General features: G+C 72.1%; 18 protein-coding genes and 1 pseudogene. 10 read left to right on the top strand and 9 right to left on the bottom strand.

Going from position 1 to position 16,379, the window contains the following annotated elements; genetic code table 11:
- The first annotated feature begins 60 nt into the window (after window positions 1-60).
- Window positions 61-1,170 (top strand): sensor histidine kinase, encoded by a 1,110-nt coding sequence (locus ADL03_RS01635; RefSeq protein WP_053731516.1) that lies wholly within the window; start codon window positions 61-63, stop codon window positions 1,168-1,170.
- Window positions 1,167-1,829, top strand: a complete 663-nt coding sequence (locus tag ADL03_RS01630; RefSeq protein WP_053731515.1) for a response regulator transcription factor — start codon at window positions 1,167-1,169, stop codon at window positions 1,827-1,829. The genes ADL03_RS01635 and ADL03_RS01630 overlap by 4 nt, the downstream gene beginning before the upstream one ends.
- A gap of 30 nt (window positions 1,830-1,859) precedes the next feature.
- Here the strand turns inward: ADL03_RS01630 and ADL03_RS01625 are convergent, their stop codons facing one another.
- Window positions 1,860-2,456, bottom strand: a complete 597-nt coding sequence (locus tag ADL03_RS01625) for a TetR/AcrR family transcriptional regulator (RefSeq protein ID WP_053731630.1) — start codon at window positions 2,454-2,456, stop codon at window positions 1,860-1,862.
- 138 nt (window positions 2,457-2,594) lie between these two features.
- On the opposite strand from ADL03_RS01625, the gene ADL03_RS01620 reads away from it, so the two are divergent.
- Entirely contained in the window at window positions 2,595-3,497 is a 903-nt protein-coding gene (locus tag ADL03_RS01620; RefSeq protein ID WP_053731514.1) for an NAD-dependent epimerase/dehydratase family protein, read from the top strand.
- 30 nt (window positions 3,498-3,527) lie between these two features.
- On the opposite strand, the gene ADL03_RS01615 is transcribed toward ADL03_RS01620, so the two are convergent.
- The gene (locus ADL03_RS01615; protein WP_053731513.1) at window positions 3,528-4,181 is read right to left on the bottom strand and encodes a DUF998 domain-containing protein; all 654 of its coding nucleotides are present in this window, start codon (window positions 4,179-4,181) and stop codon (window positions 3,528-3,530) included.
- A 27-nt stretch (window positions 4,182-4,208) separates the two neighbouring features.
- Here ADL03_RS01615 and ADL03_RS01610 point away from each other — a divergent pair, with 27 nt between their 5' ends.
- Window positions 4,209-4,985, top strand: coding sequence for an alpha/beta fold hydrolase (locus ADL03_RS01610; protein ID WP_053731512.1), 777 nt, complete (start codon window positions 4,209-4,211; stop codon window positions 4,983-4,985).
- Between the two features lie 13 nt (window positions 4,986-4,998).
- Here ADL03_RS01610 and ADL03_RS01605 read toward each other — a convergent pair whose 3' ends face one another.
- A complete protein-coding gene (locus tag ADL03_RS01605; RefSeq protein ID WP_053731511.1) occupies window positions 4,999-5,262 on the bottom strand; it encodes a hypothetical protein in 264 nt (87 codons plus the stop codon).
- Window positions 5,263-5,444: 182 nt separating this feature from the next.
- On the opposite strand from ADL03_RS01605, the gene ADL03_RS48045 reads away from it, so the two are divergent.
- Genes ADL03_RS48045 through ADL03_RS01585 form a run of 4 tightly spaced genes read left to right on the top strand, consistent with a single transcriptional unit; the run spans window position 5,445 to window position 8,139 of the window.
- The gene (locus ADL03_RS48045; RefSeq protein WP_197287978.1) at window positions 5,445-5,621 is read left to right on the top strand and encodes a hypothetical protein; all 177 of its coding nucleotides are present in this window, start codon (window positions 5,445-5,447) and stop codon (window positions 5,619-5,621) included.
- A 45-nt stretch (window positions 5,622-5,666) separates the two neighbouring features.
- Window positions 5,667-5,957: a helix-turn-helix transcriptional regulator gene (locus ADL03_RS01595; protein ID WP_197288009.1), complete on the top strand. Its 291-nt coding sequence runs from the start codon at window positions 5,667-5,669 to the stop codon at window positions 5,955-5,957.
- On the top strand, window positions 5,954-7,555 hold the full coding sequence (locus ADL03_RS01590; protein WP_053731508.1) for a SulP family inorganic anion transporter: 1,602 nt from the start codon (window positions 5,954-5,956) through the stop codon (window positions 7,553-7,555). Before ADL03_RS01595 ends, ADL03_RS01590 begins: the two co-directional genes overlap by 4 nt.
- Window positions 7,556-7,581: 26 nt before the next feature.
- The gene (locus ADL03_RS01585; RefSeq protein ID WP_053731507.1) at window positions 7,582-8,139 is read left to right on the top strand and encodes an SMI1/KNR4 family protein; all 558 of its coding nucleotides are present in this window, start codon (window positions 7,582-7,584) and stop codon (window positions 8,137-8,139) included.
- Window positions 8,140-8,152: 13 nt separating this feature from the next.
- On the opposite strand, the gene ADL03_RS01580 is transcribed toward ADL03_RS01585, so the two are convergent.
- The gene (locus tag ADL03_RS01580; RefSeq protein ID WP_053731506.1) at window positions 8,153-9,172 is read right to left on the bottom strand and encodes a hypothetical protein; all 1,020 of its coding nucleotides are present in this window, start codon (window positions 9,170-9,172) and stop codon (window positions 8,153-8,155) included.
- Window positions 9,173-9,283: 111 nt separating this feature from the next.
- Here ADL03_RS01580 and ADL03_RS01575 point away from each other — a divergent pair, with 111 nt between their 5' ends.
- Together ADL03_RS01575 and ADL03_RS01570 are read left to right on the top strand one after the other, a co-directional pair.
- On the top strand, window positions 9,284-10,615 hold the full coding sequence (locus ADL03_RS01575; RefSeq protein ID WP_053731505.1) for an FAD-dependent oxidoreductase: 1,332 nt from the start codon (window positions 9,284-9,286) through the stop codon (window positions 10,613-10,615).
- On the top strand, window positions 10,605-11,792 hold the full coding sequence (locus ADL03_RS01570; RefSeq protein WP_053731504.1) for an MFS transporter: 1,188 nt from the start codon (window positions 10,605-10,607) through the stop codon (window positions 11,790-11,792). Before ADL03_RS01575 ends, ADL03_RS01570 begins: the two co-directional genes overlap by 11 nt.
- A gap of 76 nt (window positions 11,793-11,868) precedes the next feature.
- Here the strand turns inward: ADL03_RS01570 and ADL03_RS49280 are convergent, their stop codons facing one another.
- From ADL03_RS49280 to ADL03_RS01550, 5 genes and pseudogenes are all read right to left on the bottom strand, one after another.
- Window positions 11,869-12,270 (bottom strand): arsenate reductase ArsC, encoded by a 402-nt coding sequence (locus ADL03_RS49280; protein ID WP_082372804.1) that lies wholly within the window; start codon window positions 12,268-12,270, stop codon window positions 11,869-11,871.
- Between the two features lie 99 nt (window positions 12,271-12,369).
- Window positions 12,370-12,774, bottom strand: a pseudogene (locus tag ADL03_RS49275) (GNAT family N-acetyltransferase); the annotation flags it as partial.
- A gap of 159 nt (window positions 12,775-12,933) precedes the next feature.
- Complete coding sequence (locus ADL03_RS01560; protein WP_053731503.1) at window positions 12,934-13,272, bottom strand: helix-turn-helix transcriptional regulator; 339 nt, start codon at window positions 13,270-13,272, stop codon at window positions 12,934-12,936.
- A 73-nt stretch (window positions 13,273-13,345) separates the two neighbouring features.
- A complete protein-coding gene (locus ADL03_RS48035) occupies window positions 13,346-14,596 on the bottom strand; it encodes a cellulose-binding domain-containing protein (protein ID WP_053731502.1) in 1,251 nt (416 codons plus the stop codon).
- A 93-nt stretch (window positions 14,597-14,689) separates the two neighbouring features.
- Window positions 14,690-16,036 carry an endo-1,4-beta-xylanase gene (locus ADL03_RS01550; protein ID WP_053731501.1) on the bottom strand — a complete coding sequence of 449 codons (1,347 nt, stop codon included), beginning with the start codon at window positions 16,034-16,036 and terminating at the stop codon, window positions 14,690-14,692.
- Between the last annotated feature and the right edge of the window lie 343 nt (window positions 16,037-16,379).

The following is a 16,379-nucleotide window of genomic DNA, read 5'->3' as shown; positions in this document are numbered from 1 at the left end:
GCCGTCGTCAGACGCCGGGCTCATGTGCGCGGCGGGCCGTCGGCCTAGCATCACCACGTGATGACCGAGCGGCGCTGGGCGTCCCGGCTGCCGCCGGCGGTGTGGGACTCGCTGCTGCCTGCGCTTCTCCTGCTGCACGTCCTGACCATGTGGCCGCCCGCGGAGCTGCCGGTGGCCGTCGCGCTCACCGCCGCACTCGCGCTGCCCTTGATGTGGCGGCGCCGGGCCCCGCTCCCGGTGTTCGGTGCGGTGGTGGCGGCGGCTTTCGCCGAGTGGGTGGTGGGCGTTCAACTGCCCGCGGCCATCGCACTGCTGGTGGCCCTCTACACGGTGGCCGCGACCTCCAGCAGGCGCGTCACGCTCGGCGCCATCACCGTCGTGGAGATCGGGGCTGTGCTCGCCTGCCTGCGCTGGGCGACGGACGGCGCGTTCCTGACCCCGTTCGCCGCGCTCACCGCGACGGTCGTCGCCGCGGCCGTCCTCGGGGTGAACGACCGGGCCACCCGCGCCTACCTGCAGGCCGTGCGAGAACGGGCCGTTGCCGAGGAGAGGGCCAGGATCACCAGGGAGATGCACGACATCGTCACCCACAACCTGTCCGTCATGGTCGCGCTCACCGACGCGGCCGTCCACGCGCAGCACCGGTCGCCCGGCAAAGCCACCGCCGCGATGCTCCAGGTCTCCGAAACAGGCAGGCAGGCGCTGACCGACATGCGGCGCTCGCTCGGCGTCCTGCGCACCGACGAACCGGACGCGGCGCGCCACCCGCTGCCCGGCATCGCGCAACTGGACACCCTCGCAGCGCAGATGCGCACCGCCGGGCTCCCGACCGACCTCGACGTCGACGGCGGCTACTCGCACATACCCGCGACCGCGCAGCTGACCGTCTACCGCCTGGTGCAGGAAGCCTTGACCAACACCCTCAAGCACACACCCACCGGCACCCAGGCGAAGGTCCGGATCGAGTGCGCCGCCGAGACCGTCACCGTCGACGTGACGGACACCGGCCCGCCGACCTCCCCGGTCACTCCCACCGGCCACGGCATCACCGGCATGCGCGAGCGTTCGGCCGGCTTCGGCGGCACGGTGCTGGCCGGCCCGCGTCCCGGCGGCGGCTGGGGAGTGCACACCCGCCTTGTGTTCGGCGACGGCCCGGCGGCGTCCGCATGACGATCCGCGTCCTGATCGCCGACGACGAGGCGCTGCTGCGCATGGCGTTCAGCATGATCCTGGAGGCGCAGCCGGACCTCGAACCGGTCGGCGAGGCCGAGGACGGCGCCGCCGCAATCCGCCTCGCCACCGACCTGCGCCCCGACGTCGTCCTCATGGACGTCCGCATGCCGGGAACCGACGGGATCGACGCGACCCGGCAGATCGTCCGGTCCTGCCCGCGGACCAGGGTGCTGATCCTCACCACCTTCGACCTGGACGAGTACGCCTTCGCCGGACTCAAGGCCGGAGCCTCGGGCTTCCTGCTGAAGAACACCAGACCGGAGGAACTGCTCACCGCGATCCGCACCGTGGCCGCGGGCGACGCGGTGGTCTCCCCGCGCATCACCCGCCGCCTGCTGGAGAAGCTCCGCCCGCACCTCCCCGACGCCGTCGCCACCGCCCGTGACGAGCGGCTGGGCAGGCTCAGCGCCCGTGAGCGCGAGGTGCTCGTCCAGGTGGGCTCCGGCCTGTCCAACGCCGAGATCGCGGCCACCCTGCACCTCGCGGAGGCCACCGTGAAGTCCCACCTGGGCCGGATCCTGCACAAGCTCGAGCTCCGCGACCGGATCCAGGCCGTGGTCTTCGCCTACGAGAGCCGCCTCATCCACCCGGCGTGAGGTTCGCGGGTCGAGGCGGTCCTCGAAGCCTCAGCCGGAGGCGCGCGGCGGTTCGGTCCGCCAGCCGAGCAGAATCGCGCGCAGTGCCTCCTCGGCGAGGTGGCGGGCGCGGTCGGTGCCGAGGTGGCCCAGCGAGGCGATGCCGTACAGCGTGCCCCAGACGACCTCGCAGGCCTGGGTGCGATCGCCCAGGTCCACGTCGTGCGCGACCGACCAGTCGGTGAGCAGCTCCTCCAAGGCCTCGATCGCCGGTGCCACGACGCGCCGGCGTTCGTCCGCGTCGGCCACCGGGGCGTTCATGACCTGGTAGAGGTGCGGGTGCTCGCCGGCGAACCGGACGTACTCCGCAGCGGCACGCGTCAGGCGCCGGTCCACGTCGGGCTCCCGCACGGCGCGGCGGAGCTCGCCCAGCAGCAGCCGGTGGCCGTGCGCGACCAGTTCCAGCAGCAGCGCGTCCTTGTTGGCGAAGTGCTGGTAGACGACGGGCGCCGAGTACTCGACGTCGGCGGCGATGCGCCGGATCGTGAGGGCCGCGACGCCTTCGGTCTCCAGGACGTGCAGCGCGGCCTCGATGATCCGCTGGTGGGTGTTCGCCCGCTCGCGGGCCCGTCTCGTGCTGGTCGGCATGCTCCGCCACTTCGCTCCGGTGGTGTCCTCGAACACTAGTCACCGCCCTTGACCGCCTCGCCGTCGTGCGCGAGGGTTAACGACGTTAGAAAATCTAACAGCGTTAGATCCGGCTCGGCCGGATCGAGGAGGAGAGCCATGGCCAAGCACGTCGTCCTCGGTGCGGGTTCCATCGGCACCAACGTCGCCCGCCTGCTCGCCGGGCGCGGGGAGACCGTCCGGATCGTCACCCGCAGCGGTTCCGGTCCCGAGCACCCGCTGGTCGACCGGGTCGCCGCGGACGCGTCCGACCCGATCGGCCTGACCGAGCTGTCCCGCGGCGCGGAGGCGATCTACCACTGCGCCAACCCGCCGTCGTACACCACGTGGGAACGCCTGCTGCCACCACTGCAGACGGCGGCCATCACCGCCGCGCGGGCCAACGACGCCGTCCTGGCGCTGACCGGCAGCCTCTACGCCTACGGCCCGCAGCCCGGTGGCCGGATGGACGAGCACACCACCATGGCCGCCGCCGGTCGCAAGGGCCGTCTGCGCAGGCGCATGTGGGAACAGGCGCTGGCCGCGGACATCCGCACCGTCGAGGTCCGCGGCTCGGACTTCGTCGGCAAGGGCGCCAACGGCATCTACCCGGTGCTCATCAAGCCGGCCCTGGAGAAGGGCAGGCCGGCGTGGATCACCGGTCACCTCGACGTGCCGCACTCCTTCACCGTCAACGGCGACATGGCACGTGCCCTCGTCACGCTGGCCGCGGACGACCGCGCGTGGGGCCGGGCCTGGCACGTGCCGTCCCCGCCGGCCGTCACCATCCGCGACCTCGCGGGCCGCTACGCCGCCGCCGCGGGCAAGCCGCCGCTCAAGCTGGTGCAGCTGCCGCGCTTCGTGATGCGGACAGCCGGGCTGGTCGTGCCGATGGCCCGCGAGGTGGCCGAGATGGACTACCAGTGGTACGCACCGTTCCACCTGGACGCGACGGAGACCGCCGCGACCTTCGGCCTGACCGCCACCGACCTCGACACCGCCGTCCGCGACGAGGTCGGCTGAGGCCGGTCACCACGTGGACGACCGCGTTGGTCAGCGGACGCGTCTGCGCGATCGCGCCAGGAGCACCAGCCCGGCCGCGATGGTCAGCAGCTGGGCGCGTTGCACCAGTCCCGCGCCCGGCTGGTCCGCCAGCACCGCGGACAGCACGCCGGTGGCCGTCAGCAGGACGACCACCACCCCGGCGTCCCACCGGGGCGTGCGGCGTTCGAGGCAGGCGAACGCGACCAGGGCGCCGCCGAACGTCAGCAGGCTCGTGACCTGGTGCAACCGGTGCCCGAGCGACACGGCGCCGATCTCCTCGCGGTGCCGGCACAGCGCGTCGGCGCTCGCCGCGCAGTCCAGCGACAGCGCCGTGTTGGCGAGGGTGGCGACCGCGAAGACGACCACGGCCACGACGACCAGCCGGTCGGCCAGTCTGCTGCCGAGCCGGGCGCCCGGCGGGGCGGGCAGCCACCTGCGCAGACCCCGTGCGGCGAGCAGCAGGCAGCAGGCGGCCAGCGTGTCGGTGGTGCGGAAGATCCACCGGAAGGGCTGGTCGTCGGCGAGCAGCTCGCTGACGTAGCTGTCGAACACGGACAGGCCGGTGGGCAGGACGAGCTCCAGCAGCCAGCACGAGTAGAGCACCGCGGCGGTGATCAGCCACGCTGCTGTCCGGTCGGCCGGCTTCTGCGGTACCGGCGTCATCGTCGTCCTTGGTCCATGCTGGTACCCATGATCCACGTTTCCGGCTCCGAGGTGCGCGTCGTGGTCGACGGACCTGCGGACGCCCCGCCGGTCGTGCTGACCTCGGGGCTGGCGGGAGCGGTCGCCGACTGGGACGCCGTGACCCGGCTGCTCGTGCCCGCTGCGCGGGTGCTGCGGTTCGACCGGCCGGGAACCGGTGGGAGCACCCCGTCCCCGGAAGCCCCGTCGGCGCGGCGGGAGACCGATGTGCTCGACGCGGTGCTGGACGTCGCCGGCGCTCCCGCCGTGCTGGTCGGGCACTCGCTCGCCGGGCTGCACGTGGAGGCCTGCGCGCGGCTGCGGCCTGCTCGGGTGCGCGGTGCGGTGCTCGTGGACCCCAGCCTCGCGCCACCGGGGATCGGCCGGCCCTTCGACCTCGGCGCGGTGTGCGCTTCCGTCCTCGTCCGGCTGGGGGCGGCGGGCCCGGCGGCGAGCTTGGCCGGTGGGTTGCTGCGCCTGGTTGGCCGGCCGCCTGCGGGCATCGGTGCGGTGGAGGAGCTCGCCGGGTACGCGGACCTGGTCGCCGAGGTGGACGCGCTGCGTGGCGCACATCCGTTGCCGGACGTGCCGTGGCTGGTGCTCACAGCGGGGGGAACGCTGGGTGGCGCGAGGTCCGCGCGACGCATCCTCACCGCGCACGGGGCGATGGCCGACTTCGCGCCGCACGGCATGCACCGCATCGTGCCGGGTGCGTCCCACCTGGTGCAGCTGGACGACCCGGCCGCGGTGGCGGACGCGGTGCGGCGGTGCCTGGCCCGGTCGTGAGCCGGGCAGGCCCTCACATCTCGTCGAGCAGGTCGGCGACCTCGCCGGGGTGCGCGGACGGGCCGGTGGTGCGGATGCCGTTGCTCCAGCCCAGGTCCTCGCGCCAGTGCAGCACCGGACCGCGCCCGGTGACGACCTGGCCGCTCATCGGGCGGGTCGGTGTGAGCTCCAGGACGACCTGCGCCACGTCGACGCCCTCGCGGGCGAGGCGGTCGACCACGCTGTCGAAGTAGCGGGTGACAGCGACCGCGGTCCGCATCGCGCCGGTGTGGTGCACCGCATGCCTCCTGCTGGTCTGGTGAACACCCCTACCTTGCGCCGTGCGGAAGGGCCGTTCCAGGGACCAAGGTCCCGTCCTGACGGGGGACCCGGCCGGGCCCTGACGCGTCCGCGCCACCGTTGACGGATCTGTAGACTGTCGAATTGAAGAATTGTTCAACTCGACAGGTCGTGGTGTCCGTGAACGAGTTCAGGGAGAGCCTGCTGGTCCGCGTCGAACAGGCCGAGCAGGCGGTGCGCCGGGCGGTGGAACAGCAGGACGAGTACGCGGCCGAGGTGCACTCGGCCGATCTGGCCAACCTGCGGCGCCTCGCCGCCGAGCACGGGGTCGCTGTGCCCGCGCCCCGGGAGGGGTGAGCGGTGCCGGTTCCGCTGTACCAGGCGAAGGCGGAGTTCTTCCGCATGCTGGGCCACCCGGTGCGCATCCGGGTGCTGGAGCTGTTGCAGGACGGGCCGAAGGCGGTGCGCGACCTGTTGACCGAGATCGCGGTGGAGCCGTCCAACCTCTCCGCTCAGCTGGCCGTGTTGCGCAGGTCCGGCATCGTGACGGCGACCCGTGAGGGGCCGACGGTGGTGTACGCGCTGGCAGGTGCCGACGTGGCCGACCTGATGAAGGCGGCACGGCGGATCCTGACCGAGCTGCTGGTGGGACAGAACGAGCTGCTCGAACAGCTGCGCGAGAACTCGGCGTGAGAACGTTCCTGCCGGCCAGGGCGGACTGGACGGCCGCGGCGCCGAAGGACCTCCTCGCGGGACTCACGGTCGCGGTGGTGGCGTTGCCGCTGGCACTGGGGTTCGGCGTGGCGTCGGGGCTGGGTGCCGCCGCGGGACTGGCGACCGCGATCGTCGCGGGCGCGCTCGCGGCCGTGTTCGGCGGCTCCAGCCTGCAGGTCTCCGGTCCCACGGGAGCGATGACGGTCGTGCTGGTGCCGATCGTCGCGGAGTTCGGTCCCGGCGGCGTGCTGACCGTCGGGCTGCTGGCGGGGCTGCTGCTCCTCGCCTTGGCGGTGGCCAGGGCCGGGCGGTACATGCGGTACGTGCCCGCGCCCGTGATCGAGGGCTTCACCATCGGGATCGCGGCCGTGATCGCGTTGCAGCAGGTGCCCGCGGCGCTCGGTGTGCCGGCCGGCGACGGCCACAACGTCGTGGTGAACGCCGTGCGCGCCCTGGGTTCCGGTCCGTCCTGGCCCGCGGTCGCACTGGCCGGCGGGGTGGCCGCGGTCATGCTCCTCGGCGCGCGCTGGAAGCCCGCGATCCCGTTCTCGCTGCTGGCGGTCGCGCTCGGCACGGTGGCGGCGGAGCTGTGGTCCCTGCCGGTCGCCCGGATCGGCGCGTTACCGGCCTTCCTGCCCGCACCCTCACTGTCCTTTCTGGACGTCACGGCGCTGTGGTCGCTGCTGCCGTCCGCGGTCGCCGTGGCGGCGCTGGCCGCGTTGGAGAGCCTGCTGTCCGCCACGGTCGCCGACGGCATGAGCGTGAACCAGCGCCACGACCCGGACCGGGAGCTGTTCGGCCAGGGCATCGCGAACGTCGTCGCACCCGTCTTCGGCGGTGTGCCCGCCACGGCGGCCATCGCGCGCACGGCGGTCAACGTCCGGTCCGGCGCCGGTTCACGCCTGGCGGCCCTCGTCCACGCCGTGACCCTCGCCGTGGTCATGCTGGCGGCCGCACCCGTGGTCGGGCGCATCCCGCTGGCCGTGCTGGCCGGCGTGCTGATCGCCACCGCGGTGCGCATGGTCGAGGTCGGTGCGGTGCGGGTGCTGATGCGCGCCAACCGTTCCGACGCGCTCGTGCTCGTCCTCACCGCCGTCGCGACGCTGGCCCTCGACCTGGTCACCGCTGTCATCCTCGGCCTGGTCGTGGCGGGAGCGCTCGCACTGCGCGCCGTCGCCCGGTCCGTGCGGATCGACGAGGAACCGCTCGAACCCGGCGACCACACCCAGGAGGAGCACGACCTGCTCGCCGAGCACATCGTCGCCTACCGGCTGGACGGCCCGCTGTTCTTCGCCGCCGCCCACCGCTTCCTGCTGGAGCTCACCGAGATCGCCGAGGTGTCGGTGGTGATTCTGCGCCTGTCGCACGTGTCCACCATGGACGGAACGGGCGCACTGGTGCTGCGCGACGCCGTCGAACGGCTGGAGCGCCGGGGGATCACCGTGCTGCTGTCCGGTGTGCGGGACGAGCACCGGCGTCAGCTCGAAACCCACGGTGTGCGGATGTTCGCGACCACACCGGAGGCGATCGAGTACGCGCGGAGCCACCTGCACCGCAACGGGACGCTGCCGCGCTGACCTCCGGGTACGACAGACTGGCCGACATGAACGACACAGTCCGGGAGTTCACGCGGTTGCGGGCCGCCGTCGAACGTGAGTTGCGTGAGACCGCGCCGTTCCTGCCCGGCGCGACCGACGAAGATCTCGACCGGCTCGCCGCCGCGACCGGGCTCGTCCTCCCGGCCGACCTGTGTGCGTTGCTGCGCACGTCGGCCGGCCAGCACGATCCCGGCCAGCTGTACGGGCCGCTCAACTTCTGCCACTTCCTGACCATCGACGAGATCATCGAGATGCACCGCATGCTCACCGACGTGGTCGGTGACATGGCCGAGCCCGTCGAGCAGCCCTCGTACTACCGGTGGACCGTGTGGTCGGCGTCCTGGTTGCCGTTCCTCGCGTTCCAGGGCGACTGCTACGTCCTGGACCTCGATCCCGGCGAGCGCGGCACTGCGGGACAGGTCGTGTTCCGTCCCAACGTGCCCGACCTGGAGGAACCGAAAGCGCCGTCGCTCACCGCGTTCCTCGCCCGTGCCGCCGACCTCGTCGAAACCGGTCAGGCCCGCGTGGAGGAGAGCACGTTCGTCCTGCCCGACCTGTGCTGAACCGGCCCGGTCGTCATGCCGTGCCGTGCGTGCTCAACCCGGTCAACGGCACGTGCACCCGCACGTCGTGAAGTCCGGCGAGGGGCCAGGCCACGACCAGGTCGAGCAGATCGTCCTGCGGGCGGTGCAGGGTGAGCTCCCTGAGGCTGCTGAAGCTCTGCTCGCCGCCGGAGGAGGAGCCGTCACCCGGCTTGATCCAGACGGCCTCGTGCCCGCGGAGCACCGCCACCGAGGCGTCGGGGCCCATCGCCCGGAGTTGCGCCGGGTCGTCCGAAAGACCGGGGACCGGTTGCTCACGCGCGAACGCTCGGGCGATGACCGCGTTCGCCGAATCGCCTTGGGCGATGCTGAGCAGTTCCATGGACAGCGTCGGGCCCACGGCGGTCAACCGGCTGATCACGACGGCCGCCTCGTGATCGCGGCGGTGCAGCACCCGTGGCGGCGCCACGATTGTGCCTTCCTCGATGGCCGGTGGGCGCTGCCAGGGGACGGTGTGGTGCGTGAGCCCTTCCGGCACGGGGCGGGTGTCCAGCGGTGCCCGCCAGATCGTCGTCGTGGCCCGCTCGACGGTGGTCCGGTCGGGCAGCGGCAGGGTGATGACCGTTTCCGGGAAGCCGATCTCCGGCCAGGCGAGCACGAGCGACATCTCGTCGAACGCCGGCGGGAACCGGAACACGGCCCGGTGCGTGGGGCCGTTCGCGCCGAGGTGGTGGTCACCGCTGCTCCCCGAGGAGGACCTGACGTACTCCCAGCGCACCCGGCCGGTGTGGTCGAGCCGGCCCACGCGCAGATCGATGCCCTCGTCGTACACCGGTAGCAGTCGGCGCGGTGCGACCGGGTTCGGACGTCCGGCTCGGATGTCGTGCTGCCGCTCGAGTGCGCTGCGGCGGTCCAGTGGTTGCCGGGCCAGTAGCTCGATCTCCAACGCCGAGAGCGTGGACACCGCGCGCACGACACCCACCGTCAGCTCCGGTCGGCGCACCAGCAAGCCGCCCGGATGTGCCACAGCGCCCAGGATCGCGGTCGTGTCCACAGGTGCACCCCCATGCCCAGAGTATCGACGCAGATCGATGATTGCAGTAATCGACGTCGGTCGATACGGTCTTCCCGTTGATTCGAAATACTTCGATACAAGGGGTGCGTCGTGGGTGAGCTTCCGGTCGTCGTGGTGGGTGCCGGTCCCGTTGGTCTGGCCGCGGCGGCGCACCTGGTCGAACGGGGTGTGCCGGTGCTCGTGCTGGAGGCGGGTGACCGGGCGGGGGCCGCGGTGGCGCAGTGGAACCACGTCCGGCTGTTCTCGCGCTGGAGCGAGCTGGTCGATCCGGCGGCCGAGCGACTGCTGGTCGGGGCCGGGTGGACGCGTCCCGCCGAGGACACCTGTCCGACCGGTGCCGACTGGGTCGGTCGCTACCTCGGGCCGTTGGCCGAGGCTCTCGGCGAACGGGTGCGGTTCGGGGCGCGGGTGGCCGGGGTGGCACGGCGCGGGCGCGACCGGGTCGTGGACGCGGGCCGGGAGGACGAGCCGTTGACGGTGCACGTGCGGACCGCGGCCGGTGAGGAACGCGTCGTGGCACGTGCGGTGATCGACGCGTCCGGGACCTGGGGTTCACCCAACCCGCTGGGCGGCGACGGGCTGCCCGTCGTGGGTGAGCGGGCGGCGGAGGCGCGGATCAGCTACCGCGTGCCGGACCTCGCGACCGACCGCGCCCGGTACGCGGGCAAGCGGATCGCCGTCGCGGGCAGCGGGCATTCGGCGCTCACGGCGCTGGTCGCGCTCGCGGGCCTCGCGGAGCAGGAGCCGGGCACGAAGATCGTGTGGCTGCTGCGCCGCGGCGCGGTCGGCACCGCGTTCGGTGGCGGGGACGCCGATCAGCTGCCTGCGCGCGGTGCGTTGGGGCTGCGCGCGCGGAAGGCCGCCGAGGCCGGTCACATCGAGACCGTCACCGGGTTCCGCACCGCCGCGGTCGAGCGGGATGCTGACGGGAGGCTTGCGCTGGAGTCGTTCGACGGCCACCGGGTCGAGGGCGTCGACGAGGTCGTGGCGTTGACCGGGTTCCGGCCGGATCTGTCGTGGCTGTCGGAGATCCGGCTCGACCTCGACCCGGTGTTGCAGGCGCCGGTGCGGCTCGCGCCGTTGATCGACCCGAACGTCCACTCGTGCGGAACCGTGTACCCGCACGGAGAAAGCGAGTTGCGCCATCCGGAGCCGGGCGTTTACCTGGTGGGCATGAAGAGCTACGGCCGCGCGCCGACGTTCCTCGCGCTCACCGGCTACGAGCAGGTCCGCTCCGTCGTGGCCGCCATCGCGGGCGACCACGGGTCGGCGGCGCGGGTGGAGCTCGTGCTGCCGGAGACCGGGGTTTGCGGTGGTGCGGGCGTGTTCGACGCTCCCGAGGAGCAGGAGAACGGCGGTGGCTGCTGCGCCGTGCCCGAGCCGGTCGACGTGGCGATCGGTCTCGCTCCCGGTGCACGCTGACACCGCCGCGCGGCCCGGTGTCGACGCCGGGCTGCGCCGGGTGCTGGTCGTGCTGTGCGCCACCGAGATCATCAGCTGGGGCGTGCTCTACTACGCCTTCCCGGTGCTGCTGCCGACGATCAGCGCGCGCACCGGGTGGTCGCTCGCGGTGATCACGGCCGGGTTCTCCGCGAGCCAGGTCGTCGCCGGTCTGGTGGGGGTGCCGGTCGGCAGGCTGCTCGACCGGCACGGACCGCGCGCCATCATGACCACCGGCTCGGTGCTCGCCGTCCTCGCACTCCTCGCGCTGGCGACCGCGCGCTCGCTCGGGTGGTTCACCGCCGCGTGGCTGCTGGCGGGTGTCGCCATGGCCGGGGTGTTCTACGCGCCCGCGTTCGCCGCGCTGACCCGCTGGTACGGGCCACGCCGGGTGTCGGCGCTGACCGTGCTCACCCTGGTGGCGGGCCTGTCGAGCACCGTGTTCGCGCCGCTGACCGCCGTGCTGAACGACCACGTGGACTGGCGCGGCACCTACCTGGTGCTCGCCGCCTTCCTCGCCGTCAGCACGGTTCCGCTGCACCTGTGGGGCCTGCGCCTGCCATGGCCGCCGGTCGAGCACGACACCGGGCACGCCCCGTCCGCGGTGGCGCGCAGCAGACCGTTCCTGGTGCTGGTGGTCGCGATGAGCCTGGCCGCGTTCAGCGTCTACGCAGTCGTGATCAACCTCGTTCCGCTGCTGACCGAACGCGGCATGACGACCTCGGCCGCCGCCGTCGCACTCGGCCTGGGCGGGATCGGCCAGGTGCTCGGCCGGCTCGGCTACGCGAGGCTGTCCGCACGGACCTCGGTGCGCGTCCGGACGTTGCTGGTCCTGCTGGTCAGCGCGGCGGTGACCGTCCTGCTGGGCGTGGTGCCCGGTCCGGCGCTGCTGCTGGTCGCGGGCTCGGTGCTCGCCGGTGTCACGCGCGGGATCTTCACGCTCGTGCAGGCGACCGCCATCACCGACCGGTGGGGGTCCGTCCACTACGGACAGCTCAACGGGATGCTCACCGCACCGGTCATGCTCACGGGGGCGGTCGCGCCCTGGGCGGGCAGTGCGCTGGCGGCGTGGCTGGGCGGCTACCCGGCGGTGTTCGTGGTGCTGGGGGCGGTGGGGGTGCTCGCGGCCGCGTTGTCGACGGCCAGCGTGCCGCGGTAGCCGTGCGGCTTCGCGCGTTGGCTGTCGAGCCCGGTGTCCGGCCGCGCGGCGTCGGCGTCGGCGAGGACGAGCGGTGTCAGTCGAGCAGTTCGGCCACCAGGCCGCGGACGCGGCGGTCGATGTCGTCGCGGATGGGCCGCACGGCGTCGATGCCCTGGCCGGCGGGGTCGTCGAGCTGCCAGTCGAGGTAGCGCTTGCCGGGGAACACCGGGCACGTGTCGCCGCAGCCCATCGTGATCACCACGTCGGACGCCTCGACGTCCTCGGTCGTGAGCTTCGACGGCACCTCGGCGGTGATGTCCAGACCCCACTCGGCCAGCGCCGCGGCAGCGGCCGGGTTGACCTCCTCCGCGGGTTCGGAACCGGCGGAACGAACGGCGATCCGGCCCATGCCGTGGTGCTGCAGCAGCGCCGCGGCCATCTGGGAGCGGCCCGCGTTGTGCACGCAGACGAACAGCACCTCGGGGATGTCGGACACGGCGGCTCTGCTCCGGGTCGGCGCCGCTGACCACACCCGCTCGCCGAACCACTGCTCGGCACCGAACGCCTCGAACCTCTCCACCTCGGTGAACCCCAGCTTCGCCGCGAGGCGCATCGCGCGGTCGTTGGCGGCCTGGGTGCAGAGCACCACCGGCTCGCCGGGAAGCGCGTCGGCGAACCAGCTGAGCGCCGCCTCGCACGCCTCGGCGGCGTACCCGCGTCCCCACGCCTCCGGCAGGAACAGGTAGCCGAGCCAGGCCTCCCCGGCATCCGGGCGGACGGGTCCCGGAGCGTCCGCGACGCGCCGATCGAACGTGATCATGCCGATCGTCGCCCCGTCGAGCTCGACCACGAAGAAGCCGGGGCGCCGACCGGGCACCTCGGGTACCGTGCGTTCGAGCTCGTCACGCGGTTGAGCGCCACCGATGTGGGTGCCCACCTCCGGCGAGGCGAACAACTCGATGAGCGCCGGACGATCCCGGGCCTCGGACTGGCGGAGCACGAGCCGCTCGGTGGTGATCGGGGCGGGTGGCCAGGCAACAGCTCCGAGCTCAGTCACGTCGGCAACCTATCGCACGCATCGGGCGGAAGCTCGGACGTCCCACAGCGCAAGCAGTTCCAGGCCGTCGACCCGAACCAGCCGCCGGCCGTGGGGTGGCGGTCAGCTCACCGGGGCCGTGCTCAGCACGGCCGCCATCCGGTCGGTCGTCTCCGGCCGCGCCCGGTAGTACACCCACGTGCCGCGCCGCTCGGCGTCGACCAGACCGGCCTGGCGCAGCAGCTTGAGGTGGTGCGAGATGGTCGGCTGGGACAGGTCGAACGCGGGCGTGAGGTCACAGACGCAGACCTCGCCGCCCGGCTGTGAGGCGATCATCGACAGCAGCCGCAGGCGCACGGGGTCGCCGAGCGCCTTGAACATCGCCGACAGCTCCGCCGCCTGCTCAGGCGCGAGAGGTGCCTCCGACAGCGGTGCGCAGCAGCCCGCCTCTTGCTTCGACATCCTTCGATGTTGACGACACTTCGGGCGCTGCGCAACAAACGTCACTGCGGTGGGAGGCACCTCCGACGGCCCGTCAGAAGTGCTTCGCGGCCGTCACCCACGGCGGTTTCGAGGCCAGCCCGGACGGGCTGAGGATGTACGCGCGTGCCGTCGGGTTGGCGTTGAGCACCATGTCCAGGAACTGGACCACCGTCGTCATGCCGTCGGTCAGCTGGCTGCCGGTGATGAAACCGGTGTGGCCCGCCTGCGGGTGCCGGGCCAGCACGGACGGCACGGTGGCCAGGTCGTAGTTGGCCTGGTTGTTGGAGTAGGCGATGTCGGACGGGCCGCCGTCCATGAACAGCGCCGGGGTGTGCAGCTTGCCGAGCTCCGAGCGCGGGTAGCCGAACGAGCCGTCGGCGAAGAACCCGCTGTCCAACGAGACGACGCCGGACACGCGGCGGTCCTGCGCGGCGACCAGGGCCTCCAGCCCGCCGCACGAGTGACCCGCGGTGGCCACCTTGACCAGGTCGAGGCGCTGGCGCAGCGGTGCGCCGGAACGGTTCTGCTCCCGCTCGGCCCACGTGATCGCGTCCGTCAGCAGCGACGGGATCGGCGATCCGCTCGGCACGCCGTTGGGGGAGCCGTCGACCGAGCCGGTGTCCACCACGACGAAGCCCTTCGACGCGATGAACGTCAACGCCCTGGTGACCTCGCTGTTGTTGGTGTGTGCGCACGCGCCGTTGCCGAAGGCCAGCACGGGGAACGGGCGGTCGAGCGCCTGCGGGTTCGACGGGCGGAACACGGTGAAGCGGTTGTCGCCGTACGCGGCCTCCCTGGTGACCGGGAAGCTGTTCTCGATCATGGGACGGCTCGGGCCGGGAGTCGTGGTCGTCGTGGTGGTGGTCGTGGTGGGCCCGGTCGAACCGGTGCACACGGTGCCGTTGAGGGTGAACTCCGCCGGGACGGCCGGGGTGGCGCCGGACGTCGGGTTGAAGCCGAACGACGCTGTCGCGCCGGTGGCGATGGCGGCGTTCCACGCCGCGTTGACGGCGGTGACCTGGGCGCCGGACTGCGTGTGCGAGCCGTTCCACGACTGCGTGATCCGCTCGTCGCCGGGGAACGTCCAGGACAGCCGCCAGCCGTTCACGGGGTCGCCGAGGTTCGTCACGGCCACGGTGGCGCTGAAGCCGCCCGGCCACTGCGAGCCGGCCGCGTAGTCGACCCGGCACCCGGCGGCGGCTGCCGCGGACTGCGATCCGATCAGGGCGCCTGCTGTCGCGACGAGCGTCACGGCGGCCACCAGCGCGGCCGGCCGGGACGCGCGGAAATCGGTTGTGCGCATGGAGCTTGCTCCGTCCACTCCGGTGGCGGCGGATGGGCGAGGCGGGACAGGGGTGGGAGGGCCCCGGTGCGGACCGGGACCCTCCCGTTCGGATCAGCCGACTCGGCAGGAGAGGCTGGGCCAGCTCCAGTTGCCGCCGTGCATGACGGTGAAGCCGAACGTGTTACCGCTGCCGTTCGGGCGTGCGGTCATCACGTCCGCGCTTTCCCACGTGGCACTGGTGTTCCACGTCGCGATGATCCGCTGGGGCGAGCTGACGGTGACCGTCACGACCCAGTTGTCCGTGCCCGAGACGGTGACCTGGCCGTTGAAGCGGTCGTTCCACTTCTGGCCCTCCGAGTACGTCGCGGTGCAGCCCCCGCCGCCGGGGTTGGACGTCGTCGTGGTGGTCGTGGTCGTCGTCGGGTCGGTGCCGCCCGTGCCGCTGTTCAGGGCGCTGAGGACCGAGTTGTACGCGGCCTTCTTGTTGCCGCTGTTGTCGAACAGCAGCGGGGTGCCAGAAGCACGCCACGAGTCGCTGTCCCGGATGCCCCACACCGTGATGCCGGTGCACCGCGAGACGGCGAGGCAGGCCTGGGTGACGCCCTGGTACTGCTGGGCCTGCGAGCTGCCGGATCCCTCGATGTCCAGCTCGGTGATCTGCACGTCCACGCCGAGGCTGGCGAAGTTCTGCAGGGTGGTGTGGTAGTTGGACGGCACCGGGTTGCCGCTGTTGAAGTGCGCCTGGAAGCCCACGCAGTCGATCGGGACGCCGCGGGACTTGAAGTCCTGCACCATCCGGTAGACGCCCTGGGTCTTGGCGTGCGACCAGTTGTCGGTGTTGTAGTCGTTGTAGCAGAGCTTGGCGTTCGGGTCCGCCGCACGAGCCGCGCGGAACGCGGCCTCGATCCAGTCGTTGCCGGTGCGCTGGAGGTTGGAGTCGCGACGACCGCCGCTGCTGCCGTCGGCGTAGGCCTCGTTGACCACGTCCCAGGCGTAGATCTTGCCGCGGTAGTAGGTCGCCACCTGGGTGATGTGGTTCAGCATCGCGTTGCGCAGCGCGCTGCCGGACATGTTCTGCATCCAGCCGGGTTGCTGCTGGTGCCACGCCAGCGCGTGCCCGCGCACCCGCTTGCCCTGGTTGCGCGCGTGGTTCACGATCCGGTCGCCGTTGCCGAAGCTGAACTGGTTCTGGTTCGGCTCGGTCGCGTCCATCTTCATCTCGTTCTCGGCCGTGACCATGTCGAACTCGCGGTTGAGGATCCCGACGTAGGTCGAGTCGCCCAGCTTGTTCGCGGCCACCGCGGTGCCGAAGTAACGGCCGCTCTGCTGTGCCGCCGCGGCGAGCGTCGAGGCGGCACCCATGGCGGGCGACGCGGCTATCACCGCGGCGGCCGCGGTGGCGGCGACCAGGGAGGACACGAGCGCGACTCGTGCGACTGACTTCGCTGTCAGCGTCATGTACCGGCGCTTTCTGAGAGCACCCGCAGGAGCGCGGGTGGGGGAATGGGTTTTGGGTCGGAGTGGTTGACGGACTGCCCGAGGCGGGCGGTCCCGGATTGCGCCAAATCCGCACCCGCCCGGCTCGAAACGACATTCAGTATTAACCGAAGGAGTTCGACCGATCAAGGCTCGCCGCCGGTCCTCTCCGCAGGGCCGGTTCACAGGGGTGAACGCCGGTGACCTGCGGGGACGGGTCGAATATCCGTCGAATGCGCTGTTCACGAGCTTGTTCGACACTGTCGAACGAACTGTGGATCAAGGTGTCGATGAGGTCCGAATCGGTGATGTTTCGAAACTAGTT

This window comes from Nocardia sp. NRRL S-836, from assembly GCF_001279525.1.
Lineage (GTDB): Bacteria > Actinomycetota > Actinomycetes > Mycobacteriales > Pseudonocardiaceae > Lentzea.
This window is presented reverse-complemented; position numbering and strand designations above follow the sequence as displayed.

Coding starts and splice junctions, on each gene's coding strand:
- ADL03_RS01595 (WP_197288009.1), top strand. CDS start 5,667: ATGCTGGGCCACCCGGTGCGCATCCGGGTGCTGGAGCTGTTGCAGGAC.
- ADL03_RS01585 (WP_053731507.1), top strand. CDS start 7,582: ATGAACGACACAGTCCGGGAGTTCACGCGGTTGCGGGCCGCCGTCGAA.
- ADL03_RS01560 (WP_053731503.1), bottom strand. CDS start 13,272: ATGTCGAAGCAAGAGGCGGGCTGCTGCGCACCGCTGTCGGAGGCACCT.
- ADL03_RS01615 (WP_053731513.1), bottom strand. CDS start 4,181: ATGACGCCGGTACCGCAGAAGCCGGCCGACCGGACAGCAGCGTGGCTG.
- ADL03_RS01620 (WP_053731514.1), top strand. CDS start 2,595: ATGGCCAAGCACGTCGTCCTCGGTGCGGGTTCCATCGGCACCAACGTC.
- ADL03_RS01550 (WP_053731501.1), bottom strand. CDS start 16,036: ATGACGCTGACAGCGAAGTCAGTCGCACGAGTCGCGCTCGTGTCCTCC.
- ADL03_RS01635 (WP_053731516.1), top strand. CDS start 61: ATGACCGAGCGGCGCTGGGCGTCCCGGCTGCCGCCGGCGGTGTGGGAC.
- ADL03_RS48035 (WP_053731502.1), bottom strand. CDS start 14,596: ATGCGCACAACCGATTTCCGCGCGTCCCGGCCGGCCGCGCTGGTGGCC.
- ADL03_RS01630 (WP_053731515.1), top strand. CDS start 1,167: ATGACGATCCGCGTCCTGATCGCCGACGACGAGGCGCTGCTGCGCATG.
- ADL03_RS01610 (WP_053731512.1), top strand. CDS start 4,209: ATGATCCACGTTTCCGGCTCCGAGGTGCGCGTCGTGGTCGACGGACCT.
- ADL03_RS01625 (WP_053731630.1), bottom strand. CDS start 2,456: ATGCCGACCAGCACGAGACGGGCCCGCGAGCGGGCGAACACCCACCAG.